This is a genomic window from Microcoleus sp. F10-B2 (assembly GCF_036704965.1).
Lineage (GTDB): Bacteria > Cyanobacteriota > Cyanobacteriia > Cyanobacteriales > Microcoleaceae > Microcoleus.
In genome coordinates this window covers 18411-34160 of record NZ_JAUBTB010000029.1, presented here as the reverse complement: position 1 = coordinate 34160, position 15750 = coordinate 18411, and the positions used below count along the sequence as shown (strand labels likewise).

At 45.3% G+C, this 15750-nt stretch carries 12 protein-coding genes and 1 tRNA gene; 5 read left to right on the top strand and 8 right to left on the bottom strand.

Annotation, left to right across the window (positions count from 1 at the left end; all coding sequences use genetic code 11):
* The first annotated feature begins 35 nt into the window (after positions 1–35).
* Complete coding sequence (locus QUA99_RS13500; RefSeq protein WP_333237290.1) at positions 36–1070, top strand: histidine kinase; 1035 nt, start codon at positions 36–38, stop codon at positions 1068–1070.
* A gap of 136 nt (positions 1071–1206) precedes the next feature.
* Here the strand turns inward: QUA99_RS13500 and QUA99_RS13495 are convergent, their stop codons facing one another.
* The gene (locus QUA99_RS13495; protein WP_333237292.1) at positions 1207–1944 is read right to left on the bottom strand and encodes an FkbM family methyltransferase; all 738 of its coding nucleotides are present in this window, start codon (positions 1942–1944) and stop codon (positions 1207–1209) included.
* A gap of 59 nt (positions 1945–2003) precedes the next feature.
* Between QUA99_RS13495 and QUA99_RS13490 the strand changes: the two genes are divergently transcribed.
* A complete protein-coding gene (locus tag QUA99_RS13490) occupies positions 2004–3050 on the top strand; it encodes a M42 family peptidase (RefSeq protein ID WP_333237294.1) in 1047 nt (348 codons plus the stop codon).
* A gap of 84 nt (positions 3051–3134) precedes the next feature.
* Positions 3135–3207: transfer RNA gene (locus tag QUA99_RS13485), tRNA-Glu, on the top strand.
* A 361-nt stretch (positions 3208–3568) separates the two neighbouring features.
* Here QUA99_RS13485 and QUA99_RS13480 read toward each other — a convergent pair.
* Together QUA99_RS13480 and QUA99_RS13475 are read right to left on the bottom strand one after the other, a co-directional pair.
* Positions 3569–4549: a hypothetical protein gene (locus tag QUA99_RS13480; protein ID WP_333237296.1), complete on the bottom strand. Its 981-nt coding sequence runs from the start codon at positions 4547–4549 to the stop codon at positions 3569–3571.
* A 140-nt stretch (positions 4550–4689) separates the two neighbouring features.
* Complete coding sequence (locus QUA99_RS13475) at positions 4690–6153, bottom strand: glycosyl hydrolase 108 family protein (RefSeq protein WP_333237298.1); 1464 nt, start codon at positions 6151–6153, stop codon at positions 4690–4692.
* A gap of 466 nt (positions 6154–6619) precedes the next feature.
* Here QUA99_RS13475 and QUA99_RS13470 point away from each other — a divergent pair, with 466 nt between their 5' ends.
* Positions 6620–6898 (top strand): hypothetical protein, encoded by a 279-nt coding sequence (locus QUA99_RS13470; protein ID WP_333237300.1) that lies wholly within the window; start codon positions 6620–6622, stop codon positions 6896–6898.
* A 524-nt stretch (positions 6899–7422) separates the two neighbouring features.
* Here the strand turns inward: QUA99_RS13470 and QUA99_RS13465 are convergent.
* From QUA99_RS13465 to QUA99_RS13455, 3 genes are all read right to left on the bottom strand, one after another.
* Positions 7423–9102 (bottom strand): AarF/ABC1/UbiB kinase family protein, encoded by a 1680-nt coding sequence (locus tag QUA99_RS13465; RefSeq protein WP_333237338.1) that lies wholly within the window; start codon positions 9100–9102, stop codon positions 7423–7425.
* A gap of 545 nt (positions 9103–9647) precedes the next feature.
* A complete protein-coding gene (locus QUA99_RS13460) occupies positions 9648–11876 on the bottom strand; it encodes a GAF domain-containing sensor histidine kinase (protein ID WP_333237340.1) in 2229 nt (742 codons plus the stop codon).
* A 530-nt stretch (positions 11877–12406) separates the two neighbouring features.
* Entirely contained in the window at positions 12407–13282 is an 876-nt protein-coding gene (locus QUA99_RS13455; protein ID WP_333237302.1) for a hypothetical protein, read from the bottom strand.
* 178 nt (positions 13283–13460) lie between these two features.
* On the opposite strand from QUA99_RS13455, the gene QUA99_RS13450 reads away from it, so the two are divergent.
* A complete protein-coding gene (locus QUA99_RS13450; RefSeq protein ID WP_333237304.1) occupies positions 13461–14006 on the top strand; it encodes a LeuD/DmdB family oxidoreductase small subunit in 546 nt (181 codons plus the stop codon).
* 450 nt (positions 14007–14456) lie between these two features.
* On the opposite strand, the gene QUA99_RS13445 is transcribed toward QUA99_RS13450, so the two are convergent.
* Together QUA99_RS13445 and QUA99_RS13440 are read right to left on the bottom strand one after the other, a co-directional pair.
* A complete protein-coding gene (locus QUA99_RS13445; RefSeq protein ID WP_333237306.1) occupies positions 14457–14843 on the bottom strand; it encodes a hypothetical protein in 387 nt (128 codons plus the stop codon).
* 479 nt (positions 14844–15322) lie between these two features.
* Complete coding sequence (locus QUA99_RS13440) at positions 15323–15544, bottom strand: hypothetical protein (protein ID WP_333237308.1); 222 nt, start codon at positions 15542–15544, stop codon at positions 15323–15325.
* Between the last annotated feature and the right edge of the window lie 206 nt (positions 15545–15750).

Sequence of the window (15750 nt, the reverse complement as noted above, 5' to 3'; positions counted from 1 at the left end):
GAAAGAGTGTTTGAGCTTAGGGAGAGCGTTTTTTAATGTACAATATTAACCTATTTACCCCGCAAGACATGGCGAAATGCAGCTTAGTCCTGCGCCAGTTAGGTAGAAATACTGCTAGTATGGAAGCCAGCAGCCAAAAGATTGTTAAATATATTTACCAACATTTTTGCGATTCGGAAACGGGAGAAAATACCTGTGCCTTGGTGCGTTTGTTCAAAACTCATCCCTACGGGGAATTAGAAGACTCATTGCAACAATCCGCCCGCCACTTGATGAAAGGCAATTCCCCCGCCGCCGACATGAAATGTTGGACTCTGCTAGCAGCAGCAGGCACAGAACCGCAGTGGAATTCTCGGCACACAGCAGCAGAAAATACAGCTATTCCGTTAGTTAGCACAAAATTAGTGGCTCAAATGCCGGCGATTTCGCAAATAATCCGGCAGTTCGGTTTAGACATCCCTACAGTCCTCGGAATTGAGCGAGAAAGGTTCCTGCAATTAGAACCCGCAGTATTAAATATTTTTCACGTATCACAGGCAAAAGGCAGCCCCTTTATTTCCGAACAAAATTCCTTAATTATCCCCTACCAAATCAAGTCTGTGTTGGGATTTGGGGGACTTCTGCCGTCGGGAAGTTTGTTTGCTGTAGTGATGTTCCTGAAAGTTAAAATTCCCGAAACCACGGCTGAAATGTTTAAATATTTGGCACTGAGTGTCAAAACAGCCTTGTCCATTACCGAAGAGAAAAATGTTTTTAACCCTTCATCTAATTTCTCAAATATTGCAGACAATAACAATATTTATGACACTCAATTCCTAGAATATCAAATAGCAAACTTGATTCAACTGCTGGATTTTTCAGAACAGGAAATGCTCAGGCAAGCAGCTCGTTTTCAAAGGACTATTGACAAATTGCAGCGCGAAATTGCCGATCGCAAAAACAAGGAACAACCTTTGCAAACAAGCCGCGATCCATTCACCGACCTCCACAATTTTGCCGAAGATGCTATTGTTAGCTTCGAGGAAAATCAAGGAAGTCAGCGTTTCAATCAAGGTCAAGAAAAGATTTAACCCAAGCTATCTGTTTAGCAACCGGTTTTTTTGAGAAACCGCGTTGCTCGGTCTTGTGTTTTTTGACTGCATTGAAACCTGTCGAAAATTATATTATGCCGATCGCGCAACCGCTATAAAATTGGTAGTGAGGACTTCAGCGGCTTCTGGATGCTAAAATCACGCCGTACCAGTTATCTATTGGTATTTGCTTTCTGATCCGAAATCCTAAGTTTTCAATAACTTGTCGGGTTTCGGCGTGAGTGTGACCCGACCACAAGTGATATTCTACAGAAAGGTTTTGCACGAGTTGCCAGGTATCTCGATCTTCAAATAACAGCCATTCTGCACCTTCGCAGTCTACTTTGGCTAAGTCCACGCTGCCACCAATTCGCTCGATCGCCCTGCGAAATGATACCATCGGTATGTCGCCGCTTTCGCTGACAGTCGATCGGGTTTTTCCCGAGACTTCCCGAATGTCGAGGACTACTTTACCATCTTCGGCTCCTACAGCTTCCATAAAATATGTAAAGTTTGCGATTTGAGATTGATGTTTGAGGTAATTTTCCAGGTTGCGGTTAGGTTCGTAGGCGTGAATCACGGCCTGGGGAAACCTGTTTCTGGCAGCAATTGGAAACAACCCGACATTGGCTCCAATATCAATAACTGTCATCAGCGATTCAGATAATTGTTCTACTCCGTAGCAGTCGTCTAAAAGCACTTCTATAAATTCTCCATCCATGCCTTTTTCTGCAGGCAAGTTTACATTTTGGCGCTTTGCCAGTACAATCAGATTGTCGGGCAAGTTAAAGTTAGCAACTCTGTTAAACTTGATGCCTAATTTGCGTGCCAGAGTTTGTCGTTGCAGAAGTCGAAAAATTTTAGCGAAAAACATAAATGAAATAACGTAGTTATCTGTATATTAACCTTCGCTAGCCAACCAGAAAATCAAAAATGTTAGAATTCGATCGACTGTTCCAAACTATCGAAGAGTTAGTGATGATCCACTCCCCCAGCGGTGCGGAGTCGGAAATTAACCAGCGGTTGATGGAAAAATTCGCCGCCCTGGGAGTGAATGCTTGGGTCGATCGCGCGGACAATGCGATCGTCCTAATTCCCGGCCGCAATCCCCAAAGGTCGATCGCCATTACCGCCCACAAAGATGAAATCGGGGCCCTAGTCAAAACAATAGGCGATCGCGGCCGCGTCGAAGTCCGTAAATTGGGCGGCGCCTTCCCTTGGGTTTACGGCGAAGGCGCGGTCGATTTATTGGGCGACAAGCAAACAATTAGCGGCATTCTCAGCTTCGGAAGCCGCCACGTATCCCACGAATCCCCGCAAAAAGCTCAGCAGGAAAAAACTCCCCTCAACTGGGAAAATGCCTGGATCGAAACTAAATGTACCGCCGAGGAATTAGCCGAGGCCGGAATTCGACCGGGCACGCGGATGGTGGTGGGAAAGCACCGCAAACGCCCGCTGCGGTTGAAGGATTGGATCGCGAGCTACACCCTCGACAACAAGGCTTCTGTGGCGATTTTGCTGGCTCTGGCGGAATGTTTGAAAGAGCCTGCGGTGAATGTTTATTTGGTGGCTTCGGCGAAGGAGGAGGTTGGGGCGATCGGCGCTTTGTATTTCTCGCAGCGGCAACAGTTGGACGCGCTGATCGCTTTGGAAATTTGCCCTCTGGCGCCAGAATACCCGATCGAAGATGGCGAAAGCCCGGTTTTGTTGGTTCAGGACGGCTACGGAGTCTACGATGAAGGGTTGAACGGGGAACTGCGCGCAGCAGCCTCCGCAGCCGGCGTAGAGGTGCAGTTGGCGGTAATTAGCGGTTTTGGGAGCGACGCTTCGATCGCCATGAAGTTCGGCCACGTGGCCCGCGCCGCTTGTTTGGCTTTCCCCACGCAGAACACCCACGGTTTTGAGATTGCTCACTTGGGGGCGATCGACAATTGTGCTCGTATCCTCAAAGCTTACTGTGACGAGCTTTGGGACGACTAGAAAAAAAACTTTCCCAAAGTAGTTGACAAATTGGGAAAGATTAGTTAAGGTAATAAAGGTGCGGAACACAAGCAAACGCAACGCGCCCCCATCGTCTAGAGGCCTAGGACACATCCCTTTCACGGATGCGACGGGGATTCGAATTCCCCTGGGGGTATTGAAAATCTAACTCTGATATCAAAGTGATATCTAGTGGGTGGGGTAGGCATATTGCCTGCCCCTATTGCTATTAGGACTTACGCACGGGTGGCCAGAAACCGGGTTTTTGGCGAGAATACTTGGTGAGAGCCCGCAGCAACGGCAAAAACCCGGTTTCTTTAGTTTTGATTCCTAAGTCCCGTTATTGTCTGCTATCGGCATCTCCTGTTGTCTGGTGAAACGATGGATAGGTGAGGAAATGCGATCGCATGACGGGTTAATCAAGCAAGGGGCGATCGCTATTTAACAGCTAATCAAAGGCTTTGCTGACTTGAGTAGTGACAGGAGGGATCTTGCTAAAGCTTTTCACCAAACCTTGCTCAACTAGGCTTATCCTTAGATGTTGATTCAGGTACTTGACCAGCATTACGGACGTTAATAAATTTACCTAGCAGATCGAACCAAAAGGGCGCACCCATCGCTATAGCCCCAGCACTCAACAGCCAACCAAAGATAAGTTTGATGATTCCTAATACCCAATCCCCAAGTTGAGGTTTAGCGGGATATCGGGGATTGACTTGGTTTTTAAATTGTTCCCTTGTAGACCAGCCAAGAGGCATAGTTATATTATCCAAATAGCTGTTAATTTGATTTAAACTCGGCTCCTTATTTTCAGCAACAACTTTAGCGGCAAGTTGATTGATACTAGAGCGCAAAGCAGTATCTTTGTTTAATCTTTCAAGGATGTGGAATGTATCAGCATTGAGCGCCAGTGTAACTACCAAGCCAATCAAAAAAGTAAACCCCTTAACATTCCGATTGTAGACACCAGATGCTCGCTCCATCGACTGATCGAACCAAATTCTGATCTCCTTTTCTAAAGACTTAATTCCCTTCTCACTAGCACTAGCTTTCCTTTGAGCTATTAAAGCGATAGAATAAATCCGCCGTTGTATTTCTGGGTCTAGTTTTTTATTCTCCTTGATTGATTCTACGATGTCATCAATTGTTCCTGAAGCGTTAAAATCGTAATCAGTTTGGATAATTTCCAGCAAGGTTGCCGCAAACATTTTTGAAGAAATATAGGAAGGACCGACAGAACCTCGAAGAATTTTTCTTTGATTCAGAGATCGAATCAGAGGATGATTCCACAGCTCATTAGCAATTTTTTGGGCTTGTTTAGCGGACGGATCATTTGCTTCATTGTCACCAAGTATAATTTGGATGGCTTCTTTCAATTGTTTAGCTCTCCATTCTAGAACTGTAGCAATTAATTCTTGAATGCCTGAAACTAAAAGACTGAGAATTAAGTAAATGAAAAACAAGCCAATAGCCACATTCAACATCGCGGGTAAGTTCATGGTTTAAAACCTGTTTACATAAGGAAAAAATTAGTATTGACAATCAAGTTGGAGAGCGATCGCACCTTGCCTTTAAAAGCAGATGCGATCGCGACTCAATATAACGGACAGACCTTTTGCCGAATTTAGTTCAGTTTTCTCTACAGCCCTGTGATAAAAGCTCTCAAGTCATTAGCACGGTTCAGCCAACCCTGCAAAAAGACATCTTGGGAAGAGTTTTCTCTAACTCTCCTGTGATGGTAAGCAATTCTGCCATCGATAATATTCAAGGCTGTTTCTTTGTTATTGTTAACTCGCAGTCCACTTTCAGTTTGCAGCCCAAAAATTCCATCAACGCCAACTCCTAATGCTTCCTGTAAAAACAAAATAGCACCCGTGACACCAAACAAGACAGCAGTATCAAAATGCACTATAGCTAGAGGCAATATCATTGAATCAGCCTGAGATGGTTTCCAATACATCTCGGAGTAGATTTCCATCACTTCGGTGTCCTCAATAAACTCCACCTCCTTGGTGCGCAGTCCTTTGTCGATCCTGTAGGTGTTATAAGTGTCCTGGGTAATTCCTTTGTTTGTCGGCCCGCCTAAATCAACTAGGTTATCGACAAAGCCTCCTTCCCATTTCAAGGTGAATTTAAGTGCGATCGCAAGTTTTTTCGGCAAAGAACCTGGCGGATCGATCGGAAAATTAGTTACAATAGGCGTACCCCGGCGATCCATAAGTTTTTGGAAGAATGTCTTCCCAAATAAGCCAGTATCCATGTTGTTGAGGAATACTGAATCGCAAAAACGAGTTAGCGCATTCTTAGTAACATTCCCAAATTTTCCATCTACATCAGACAATTTCAGCAGACCAATAGCATTAAGTCGGCTTTGGATTTCCCGAACTAATTCTTTGTCAGCAGTGAGTTCGTCCAACTTAATTACTCGGTTATTTTTCAAGATTTCCCCAATTTTTTTTGATAGCCCATCTTGTTTTCCTGATATATCGCCGGGGTTAGGGCCGCCTCCTTGCTCGTGAGAAACTCTATGTAGCCACATTGTTGCAGTAGATTCGATCTTGCTACTATCCCAATTGTCATAAAAATGCAAAGCTTGGCGCAGGCTAAAGGCATTACCAGCAGAGGAGATCAACCTGCGACTGTATAGTTTATTTTCACCTTTATTATCTGGTGAAAATCGTGAATTCATACTATACCCACCGTAGAACCATTCTCCATGTGGATCGTTCACAAAAAAGTCACCGTTGTCGTTATAACCACGAATAACCAAAATGTGACCGCTGTTCGTCCAAAAGCCATGCAATATACATATTTCACCAGAATCAAGAGATCGAGTAATGTCTGAGAGACTTCCCTTCATGGTCAAATTATCTCTTAGCCCTAAACCTTCTAATAACCTCCTGATTCCATCGGGAGCACCGTGATCTATGCCAAGTCTATCAAAACGTGCTTTAACGTCATCTTCGTACTGTGGGAAGGAACCTACATCTGGAACATTAAAATACTTTAAGCACATTGCTGCACTCGCAGGACCGCAGGTACGCAAAGGTTCAATCTCGTTATCTTCTTGATTGAAATACGGAACCTTATGATTAATAGCCATAATTTACCTCAAGTAAGTACAGCTTGTTTTAAAAGCTGGCTATTAAATTGATAACCAAAGCCCGATCGCCCTGTCGGTGAGAAAAAGTGAGTTACTTTTGTAAAGTTTTTATACAGTTTTCTGAAACGCTACTGGCAAGCGGGTGAAGAAGCCAGTAAACTAAAAATAATAAGTCAAGGTAGTGGCGATAAGCGGACAAGAAGCGCTGACAATAGTCGATCGGCTTTTACAAGCTGCTAACCACGGACAAAAACTCAACGATTTGCAATCTGCTGTATTTCTGGAAACTTAGGCGGAACATTCCTACTCGGAAATTTCCCAGTAGCTAGGTTACGAATAGGACTATAGCAATCCTCGCATCATTTGCATAATTATTGTAGGGGCAATCCCACGCCCGGTTGCCCGATAGATAGGGGGTAGGCAAAGAAAGGCACTACCCCTACAAATTTATCTGAATCATTTAGGATTGCTATACATCAAACAAGTGGGTTCGCAGTTGTGGCGAACTCTCTCTCAAATATTGTGCGAACCAGTCTCCAAGGGCAATATTCAAGCTGTTTTGCGTCGCTACGAACAATCGCAACAAGCTCAGCAAGATGACGGTGAAGCGATCGACTTTTCCCGGTTTGACGATCGTCAACAGCAACTGCAAACGCTAGAAAGTTCGATGATTGAAGATCCCTATCCTTTAATTGGTATTTTTGGAGTCGGTGGCATCGGTAAAGCTTTTGGCTATATTAAGTAAGTCTGTGGGAAAAAACACAACTGTGTTAAGAAAAATAAATGAGGCTGAAACCCTCTTCCCTCCTGCCTTCAGCATAGCTGCCTCCTGCCTCATTCCAACTACAAATATTTACGCCGTTCTACTTACTTTTATAATTGTTGTCGGCAGCGATGGAGATAAATTTCAGCTACCCCATCGGCCGGATTTAAACGCACACAATCCTCAAACAGTTGTGTAGCCTCGCTGAACTTTTCCCGATTGTAGAGCATCCAGGCACTTTCAAAAACTGTTTTCGCGATCGACTTAGCCGCTCGAATTTCCGGCAGTTTGCAGTCAGGACTTTAGTCTTTTTAATGAGGACTAAAGTCCTGACCAAAAATTTCTTGATGGTACCCGCCACGCGATCGATCAGTGGGATCGATCCAAAATCGAAAATCGAAAATCCTCAAGAAAGAGCATTTATCTCGCGCAAGTCAATCGAAAATCGAAAATCGAAAATCGAAAATCGATTGACTGCGATCGCAATTCCCAATTACCAAGTATATTTATCGATCGACCATTCGATCGAGCTTTTCCTTAACCAACAAATCTAACAGCGATCGCAGCAAAAACAAACCGCCGAATCCCGAAACAGCAAAAGCTGCGATCGCCCCCGTTTGATATCCGCCCACCAGCAGCACAGCACCCGACAGAAACACAAAACCTGTCAGACAAGCAAAAATTAGAGTTCTCAGGGCTAAATTAATGCGTTTCAAGGCTCTTTCGCTCTCGATATTTCGCACTCTAATTTGCAACTCGCCATCTTCTATCCGCTTCTCTAAACGTTTGAAAAAAACTTCCGCTTTACTTGGCTGCTGCAACTTATATGTAATAAAACTTCGCGCTTGCCTTGCCAATTCTCCGATCGCATTTCCCCGCCCCTTGCTCACCGCAATACTCTTGACAAAAGGCTGAGCGGATGCTATGAAATTGTAGTGAGGGTCGAGAGTTCTAGCAATGCCGTCGAGAGTCGTCACCGACTTGACAATAAACATCATTTGTGCGGGCAAGCGAAACGGTTGCTGCTCGAACATGATGTAAAGTTCGTTCTTGATTTCATTAAAAGCTTGAAAGTCGATCGGCTTATCGATAAACTTATCCAACAAAAAAGCAATCAGCCGGCGCACCGGCATCATATCCGGCATCGGCTCAACTAAGCCCATAGTAATTAAAGTATTGAGTACCTCGTCAGTATCCTTTCTCAGCACACCAAAAAAAGTCTTGACCATTTGGTCTTTAGCCAGAGACTTAACCTCAGCCATCATCCCAAAATCATAAAAAATCAAGCTGCCATCTTCTGTCACCGCCAAATTGCCAGGATGCGGGTCAGCTTGAAAAAAACCGTCAATTAACAACTGCTTCAAATAACAGCAAATTCCGAGTTGATTTAGCTTCGCAATATCTACTCCAATCGCCTCTAAACTAATGCGGTCGTCTACCTTAATTCCTGGTGCGTATTCTACAGTCAGCACTTTTTTAGTCGTGTATTGCCAGTAGACTTTCGGGACAATAATCTGAGGATATTCTCGAAAATTATGGCTAAAGCGGTCGGAATTTTTACCTTCTTGCACGTAGTCAATTTCTTGATATAAAATCTTAAAAAACTCGTGATAAATAGATTCCAGGTCGTACTTGCGCGTCCCAGGCAAATAGCGATCGCAAAAACGCATCACTTGGCGCACCGCCTTCATATCCAAATCAAATAAACTTTCCAAACCCGGACGCTGCACCTTCACAATCACATCTTCCCCGGTGTGCAGCCTCGCTTTGTGCACCTGTCCCAGACTCGCAGCAGCAATCGGCGAGGGGTCAAAATCGCGGTACAAAGCATAAATATCCTTGCCTAACTCTGATTCTACAAGAGCGATCGCCTCTTCGGAACTAAACTGAGGAACCCGATCCTGCAACTGTTCGAGTTCCTTCACATACTCAAGCGGCAGCAAATCCGCCCGAGTCGAGAGAGACTGCCCAATTTTAATAAAAGTCGGGCCTAAATTCAGCAAAGTATTGACCAACCAATGAGCCCGAATTCTTCTAGTATGAGGAGAATTATTTTGCAGCAGTCCATCCCACCACAAAAAAAACATAAACTTTCCCGCCGCTGCAAAAACGTCTATTTGTCGTGCCAGCGGCGAATATTTAGAACGTTGCCAACGCAGGGTTTTAGGTGCAGCTTTTGTGAGCATAATAAGGGCGATCGAGTTCCATGCACCGCGACAATTTTTATATGACATTCCTGGACGCAAAAACAGGCTTGTACGACAAGATGCGTTGCAGGCTTTTGAAACAGTTAATAAACTCGGTTTTTTTGGTCAATACTGGGTGATATCATCTCCAGTTATACAATCATAATTAAGTTCGCCGTCAGGAATGCAAGTTCTTCGGTCCTGGACGCGCGCTTCCCAAAAAACCCGGTTTCTCGTTGTCGCGCTCGAGCGTATATGACCAAATTACGTCAACAAACCGGGTTTTTGCGTCCAGGAGTGTCCTGATTAATTCATAAATAGAGGACGATCGTACTCACTGCAAACACCGGCTAATTACGGGCAAATAAGTGGACATCATATAAGTTCTGGGGAGAACTAGCAATGGAGAATCGACAATGTAGACCGGCAACCAGAAAAACAAATCAAAAAGGAGGATTTTATAGCGTTTGCAATATTTCCAAATCTCCCTCTTCTGGCAAGTCTTCGCCTGTTCGCTGCCAATTAAGGGCAGCTTCTCCACCCAACTATTCTTCTAGATTACAAAGTTCCGCTGCAAATTGCGGCAGAGTCAGAGTAAAAGATGTGCGCCACAACTTGTCAGCTTCTGAACTTTCTGCCGGACAGCTAGACACATCAATAGTACCATTCAAGTGCTGCACTAAACACTTTACCAGCGCCAGACCCAAACCCGTACCGGCGATAGCTTGGTCAGTAATGCCAGTACCGCGGCGGAACTTTTCAAAGATGTGGGGCAAATCAGCAGCAGAAATGCCTGGCCCCAAATTAGAAACGCTCAGGACAATACAGTCGGCCGCCTCAGACGCCTCGAAAACTACCGCTGTTCCAGAAGCCGAGTATTTTCCAGCATTTGTCAGCAGTTCCAGCAGCACCCGCTTGAGACTGTCCGGGTCGGTTTCTAAGCAAGGAGCAAACTTGGGCAAATCCACCTTCAGAGTCAATTCCTTATCGACCCACTGTTTCTCAAAATCCCCAGCTAAATCTTGAATTAAACGCTTGAGATCGATTTTGAGTAGAGAAATAGGGGCTTGTTGAGGCTCAAACTGCTTGAGGGCCAGCAAATCGTTAACCAGAGAGGTTTGCTTAGAACACTGCTGCTCTAGAATGTCGAGATACTTAGCCCGACTCGCCAACGGCCCTTCAGCTTGTTTGAGCATCAGAATCGCCAGCTTCATGATTGTTAAAGGGGTGCGCAACTCGTGACTCATCGTGCTGAGAAACTCGTCTTTAATTAGCTTCAATTTGCGCAGTTGCTCTAGTTGAATGGCAGATTGTTCGTAAAGTTTCGCCTGCACGTCGAGACTTTGCTGCAACTGAGCGCTTCTATCTTCGACTAGGGTTTGCGCTTCCTTGAGCGTTTGAGTTTGGATAATCGCCCTGCTCGCTTGAGCGCCGACTAATTCTAGAACTTCCAATTCTTCAGGTATCCAAGCGCGCTGCTGGGAGTGCTGCAAAATCAAGAACCCCAAGACGGTTTCCTGGGAGCGATCGCCCGTGAGGGGAACCAACAGCATGGCGCGAATGCCTTCGAGTTTCAAGATTTCTGCGGTGCTCTGTTGTTCCTTGCCGATTAATTCGCCTGCGTCAGCGAGGGCGAGGGGTTTGGGTGCGCTGTGGAATGCTTTTTCGCACAAATTCGATTCCGACATCCAAAAAGCGGAAAAGTTATTTGGTTTTGAGTTGGGAGTTGTGGATTTAGAATTAGCAGTTTTCTCCTTATTTTTTGTTTTAGCTGTCGAGCTTTGTTTCGCCGCCTCGCTTTGTTCTATTGCTTGTTTTATTTCATTTTTTGTCAAAACAGATTCGCAAACTAATACAATTTTTGCTTTGGGTGTTTGATTGGGGGCGGAAGGCTTTAAGATAGAGTCTGTATATTTCAACAGCAGGATTTGACCTCTATCTACTTCCAGGGTATCGACGGTATTTTCAAGAACTTGTTGCAAAACTCGATCGAGTTCGGAACTCGTATCGATCGATGTAGCAACTGCTCCGATGAGATTTTTGTATTTAGTTTGTTGCTGTAACTGTTGATTTAAATTGGCAATTTCTTGATTTTTTTGAATCTGATAAATCGCGATGCCGATCGCGTCTGATGCTGTTTCAAGGCGCTGCCGATCGCCTGCCGACCACTCGTGAGGTTGCGACTTACCCACAATCATCAAGCCATTTACAGCCCCTCCAAATCGCACAGGCCCTGCCAAAATTGCTCGAAAAGGCAGCGGTGTCACAGGGGAATTGGGCGATGAAGGTGTCGGACTATCGAGATAGTCGGATATCGCCACTATCTCGCCGTCTGCTAGCACGTTTGCCAAGACGGGATGTTCGAGTGATATGCTAGGCGATTTTAATTTTGTGGTTTGGAAGTGTTCGGGTGTAGGAGTTGAATCCGCTGCTGCACCGCCAGCATTTGGGCGATCGCTTCTATTTTGCCAGCAAGCATTCGGATTTACTACTTTCTGGTCAACGACAGCAGCAACCAAACAGAAATCTGCCTGACAAGCAACCCCCAAAGTATTTGCTATTTGCAGCAGCAGGATTTCTCGATCGAAGCTGGTCGCGAGAATTTGGCAAATTTGTCGCCCGAGAAGGGCGGGATCGACCTGGTACTGCATAAGACGATCCAGAAATTTTTGGACTGATAGTGGTTCTGGGATTTGCGGTAAAAGCAAAGTGCAAGACTCTAACGGCGATCTGTCGATCGAAGTAAAGTCTTGATTTCCCTGGCGATCGATCATGGCAACCAAGCCTTTATTCTAAGATGTTTGAGCCGGCTCCCGCTGCAAATAGAGAACCTATCCATAACTGTCGGCTTGACTGTTATGAGCCTGCTTTCTGTGTTTGCGCAGCCTGTCGGCGGGTCACTAGATATGTGAAAATATACCCAGATCTGACCGAGTTCTATTTTCCTGTTTTCTACCCTTCGATCTGTAGGGGATGAACTTTACCATCCTTTACCGGATGAGGATAAAATCCTATTCCCGCTAATTTTGACCGTTATGGGTAGTATGAAGCTTTTCTAGAGACCGCTTAGTGACACCCCTCTCCTCACTCTGTGATGTTTCCTATTTAAGTTTGTGAGCCTAACAAATTTTTATTGTGATACAAATCTGCCGATCGAGTGACGCCGATCGCAAAAATTCAAAATCAAAAAATTATCACTCATAACATATTTGAGAGTTTTCGAGTTTTTGCTCAAAAACTCATTTTTCACAACTCCTACAGCAGCCGAACCCACTCTATTGTTAAATTTATCCGACTTACCTGCTTACTTATTTTGTGCTTCCTGTTGGGCTTTATCGCTATTTTGGCGGTAAAGTACCGTCCGGTTCAGAGCCGTTGTGTAGCGGGGATGCTGGGAGGGCACGGCGGCCATCAAATCCGAAGCTTGCTGCCACTTAGCAGCTACGAATAACCAATCCTCGCGAGATTGAGCGGTTTTGCCGTCGGTAGCTGCTTGCGAGGCGACTCGCACTGCTTGTGCAAAAGAGTCCACAGCGGAATTAGCAGTCTCCTGAGAAATTTTCACAGCAGGTTTTGCCTGCGAGGGAGGGGCAGTGGCAACTGCTTGGGTTGTGGCTTGTGTGCTGTTTAGCACTTGGGAATTAAGCCCTTTGTAGATGGCGGCCGCTGCCCCGAGCAACAGCACAGTCAAGCTGATGCCACCGACGATACCGCGCTCAAATTGCCGCGGTTGCTGCATCGATCGAGGTACAGCCATTCTCGGCAAAGCCCGCTTCCCTGCCAAAGCTTGGCGTTCGTGATGGGCGGTAGCCAAACGCTTGAACAAATTGGGCTTTCTGAGTTTAATTTCTTGAGACCACAGCAGTTGATTCTCCGGATCGCGGCTAATTTCTTCGAGCCACAGCAGTTGGTGTTCTCGGACAAGCCGGCTGTTGATGTTGACTCGGCGAATATTGCGGGGCGAAATGCCCTCCAAAATTTCTCGGACTCGATCGACCAAACTAGACTGTTCGAGCAATTGGGGTGTTGCAGCTTCGCACAGCAGTTGCAGCACCCCCTCAGCAAACACGGCTCTGGCCCTCACCCCTACCTGTGCCAGTTTGTCATTAAGGATTTGAATAATCGATGCAACCGAGCCCTCGCGAGCTTGTCGAGCAATGTCATCAATTGGATTGGTCATAAAACTATCTTGACGCTTAGCAATCTGTTAGTTGTTAACCCAAAGTCTCGGATCTAATTTTTACTCATACAGGTTATCACTGACACTGCCAGGTTAAAATGAACAGATGCAAATCTTGCATACCGATCCACTTAAAATTATCACCACAGCATCAAGCGAGGCTAACAGGAAATAAACTATGGGTAAAGTAATTAGCGGTCAAATTTTTGTTGTAGATGACAACATCGATACAGATCAAATTATCCCTGCCGAATACCTGACCCTGGTTCCCTCGAAGCCGGACGAGTACGAGAAACTAGGCAGTTACGCGATGATTGGGTTGCCCGATCGCTACGGTAAGTTTATCGAATCCGGCGAACAGAAAACCCGGTATCCGATTATCATAGCCGGCGAAAATTTTGGCTGCGGTTCTTCGCGGGAGCACGCTCCGATCGCTCTGGGGGCCGCCGGCGTCACAGCGGTGGTGGCTTTGTCTTACGCGCGCATTTTCTTTCGCAATTGCTCGGCTACTGGCGAATTGTATCCGATCGAATCAGTCGATCGGCTCTGCGACTTGTTTGCTACGGGCCAAGAAGTGACGATCGACTTTAAAGCAGAGGTAATTGTCAACCACACTCTCGATCGAACTTTCTCGCTCAAACCTTTAGGAGAAGTAGGCCCGGTAATAGATGCCGGAGGGTTGTTTGACTACGCGCGCCAAACGGGAATGATTGCTGCTAGGTAAAGACTGCAAAGAAACCCGAGGGCAACCGCCGGGGGATTGCCTACAAAAACCGGGTTTCTTGATTTTGTTTTTATTGATGTCCGCCTACTTTAATTTTGAAAGTTAGTAGTGCCTGACAAGTAAACAAATTACGCAAGTGGCTCATTTCTATTGACTTGTAGGGTACTCTACTACTTTCGTTATAGGGCGGCGATCGATTGTTTGAAATAGTAGAGTACCTTAATACTTGCGAGACTTGCGTAAGTCCTAAAGTAATGATACTTGCTAGAGTTTTGTGGTAACTCTGGCGTTGCTGAGTGAAAGTTTTCTTGGCTAGCGATCGAGATTTAGGGGAAGCAATCGGCGTCTGGGATCGGACAAGTTTTGCAACAGAACCCGATACCTAGCTTAACTTCATCGGCTAACGCAACTATACTCACTTGCTAGAAATTTCTAAGTTCGATGTTTTCTTTACTTGAAAAAATCCCCTCCTGCTATCGTCACAGGTTTACCGCCAGTAGTCACTTTTCTTGGCTCGATCACATACGCACCATCATTATTCTTGGACACGCGTACATAGCGAAGACCATCTAGTTTTCCCTCACCAACAAGTTTATTCCAGTCATTTCCGTTAACTCTGATTACTGCAGATGGACCGCAGCAGTTAGCCGTCATATCTTTTGTGATCGCACCACTACTCCAACCAAGAATCGCACACTGGCTTTCGTACAATTGAGTAACAACGGTTGCTGCACCCGTATTTATTGTTTCGTTGCTACAGTCAGCTAACGCTTTTTCCTGACCTAGTGATAGAGTCAAAGCCAGCACTAATAGCAATGCAACGAGCATCTTTCTCATTGTGCAAATTCTCCTAAATTTAAATTGACTTGACTTGTTGGTCTGCAAGTATGGTTCTTACATTTAGACCAAAGAAATTAACGGTAGCGATGCACTAACAAAGACAAATCCATGCTTGCGAGTGGATAAGCTGTCACGCATTTAAATTGCATATTTTGGGCGGCCTAGGAGGCCCACCCCACAAGACTTAGATTGTTTGTTGACATTCAATTTAAATGCACAACAGCTTATTTAGTATCTACCCAGAGGAGGAAAATATATTTCGCCTTTGTAGGCATAAAAGCAGCCACTCTGTAACTAGCAACCACGCCGAGTCTAAACTCTTGTTTAAGGACGCTAGAAGTTGCTTTGGATGTATCTCACCAGCGCACGCAACGTCTATTATCTTTTCTGAATTTTTACGAAAATGCAAGGACTTTTTTGCCCTCGATCGTTAAGGTTTGCGATCGTCTTTCAGGGTCAAAAAACCTAAAACCTTCCTAGCGCCCGATTTCAACATCTTCAAGGATACCGAGGGCGTCGGGAACAAGAACGGCAACGGAGTAGTAGGCGGTGACCAGGTAAGAAATAATAGCCTTTTCCTCGATGCCCATAAATCGGACAGACAGGCCAGGTTGGTATTCGTCGGCGATACCAGTTTGGTGCAGGCCGATCGCGCCCTGGTCTTCCTCACCAATCCGCAACACCAAGATAGAACCCACTTTCCGCACCCTCAACTGTCACATACGCTTTCTGACACCCATTTTTATTCACTTCTATGCTGGGGAAACCATTGAATTCAAAAAAAAATCTATAGCAGTTCGAGCGAAAGATTCGCGGACGTAGTTGGGAAGATATCCCTCTTGGTTTAATGGTTATATAAGCTGTCAGTCATACCTCATCTTTTTGAGAAAGGCTATATTTCCAT

What these genes read in the sequence shown, in the direction of transcription:
- QUA99_RS13500 (WP_333237290.1), top strand. Translation starts at nt 36, where the DNA reads ATGTACAATATTAACCTATTTACCCCGCAAGACATGGCGAAATGCAGC.
- QUA99_RS13495 (WP_333237292.1), bottom strand. Translation starts at nt 1,944, where the DNA reads ATGTTTTTCGCTAAAATTTTTCGACTTCTGCAACGACAAACTCTGGCA.
- QUA99_RS13490 (WP_333237294.1), top strand. Translation starts at nt 2,004, where the DNA reads ATGTTAGAATTCGATCGACTGTTCCAAACTATCGAAGAGTTAGTGATG.
- QUA99_RS13480 (WP_333237296.1), bottom strand. Translation starts at nt 4,549, where the DNA reads ATGAACTTACCCGCGATGTTGAATGTGGCTATTGGCTTGTTTTTCATT.
- QUA99_RS13475 (WP_333237298.1), bottom strand. Translation starts at nt 6,153, where the DNA reads ATGGCTATTAATCATAAGGTTCCGTATTTCAATCAAGAAGATAACGAG.
- QUA99_RS13465 (WP_333237338.1), bottom strand. Translation starts at nt 9,102, where the DNA reads ATGCTCACAAAAGCTGCACCTAAAACCCTGCGTTGGCAACGTTCTAAA.
- QUA99_RS13460 (WP_333237340.1), bottom strand. Translation starts at nt 11,876, where the DNA reads ATGATCGATCGCCAGGGAAATCAAGACTTTACTTCGATCGACAGATCG.
- QUA99_RS13455 (WP_333237302.1), bottom strand. Translation starts at nt 13,282, where the DNA reads ATGACCAATCCAATTGATGACATTGCTCGACAAGCTCGCGAGGGCTCG.
- QUA99_RS13450 (WP_333237304.1), top strand. Translation starts at nt 13,461, where the DNA reads ATGGGTAAAGTAATTAGCGGTCAAATTTTTGTTGTAGATGACAACATC.
- QUA99_RS13445 (WP_333237306.1), bottom strand. Translation starts at nt 14,843, where the DNA reads ATGAGAAAGATGCTCGTTGCATTGCTATTAGTGCTGGCTTTGACTCTA.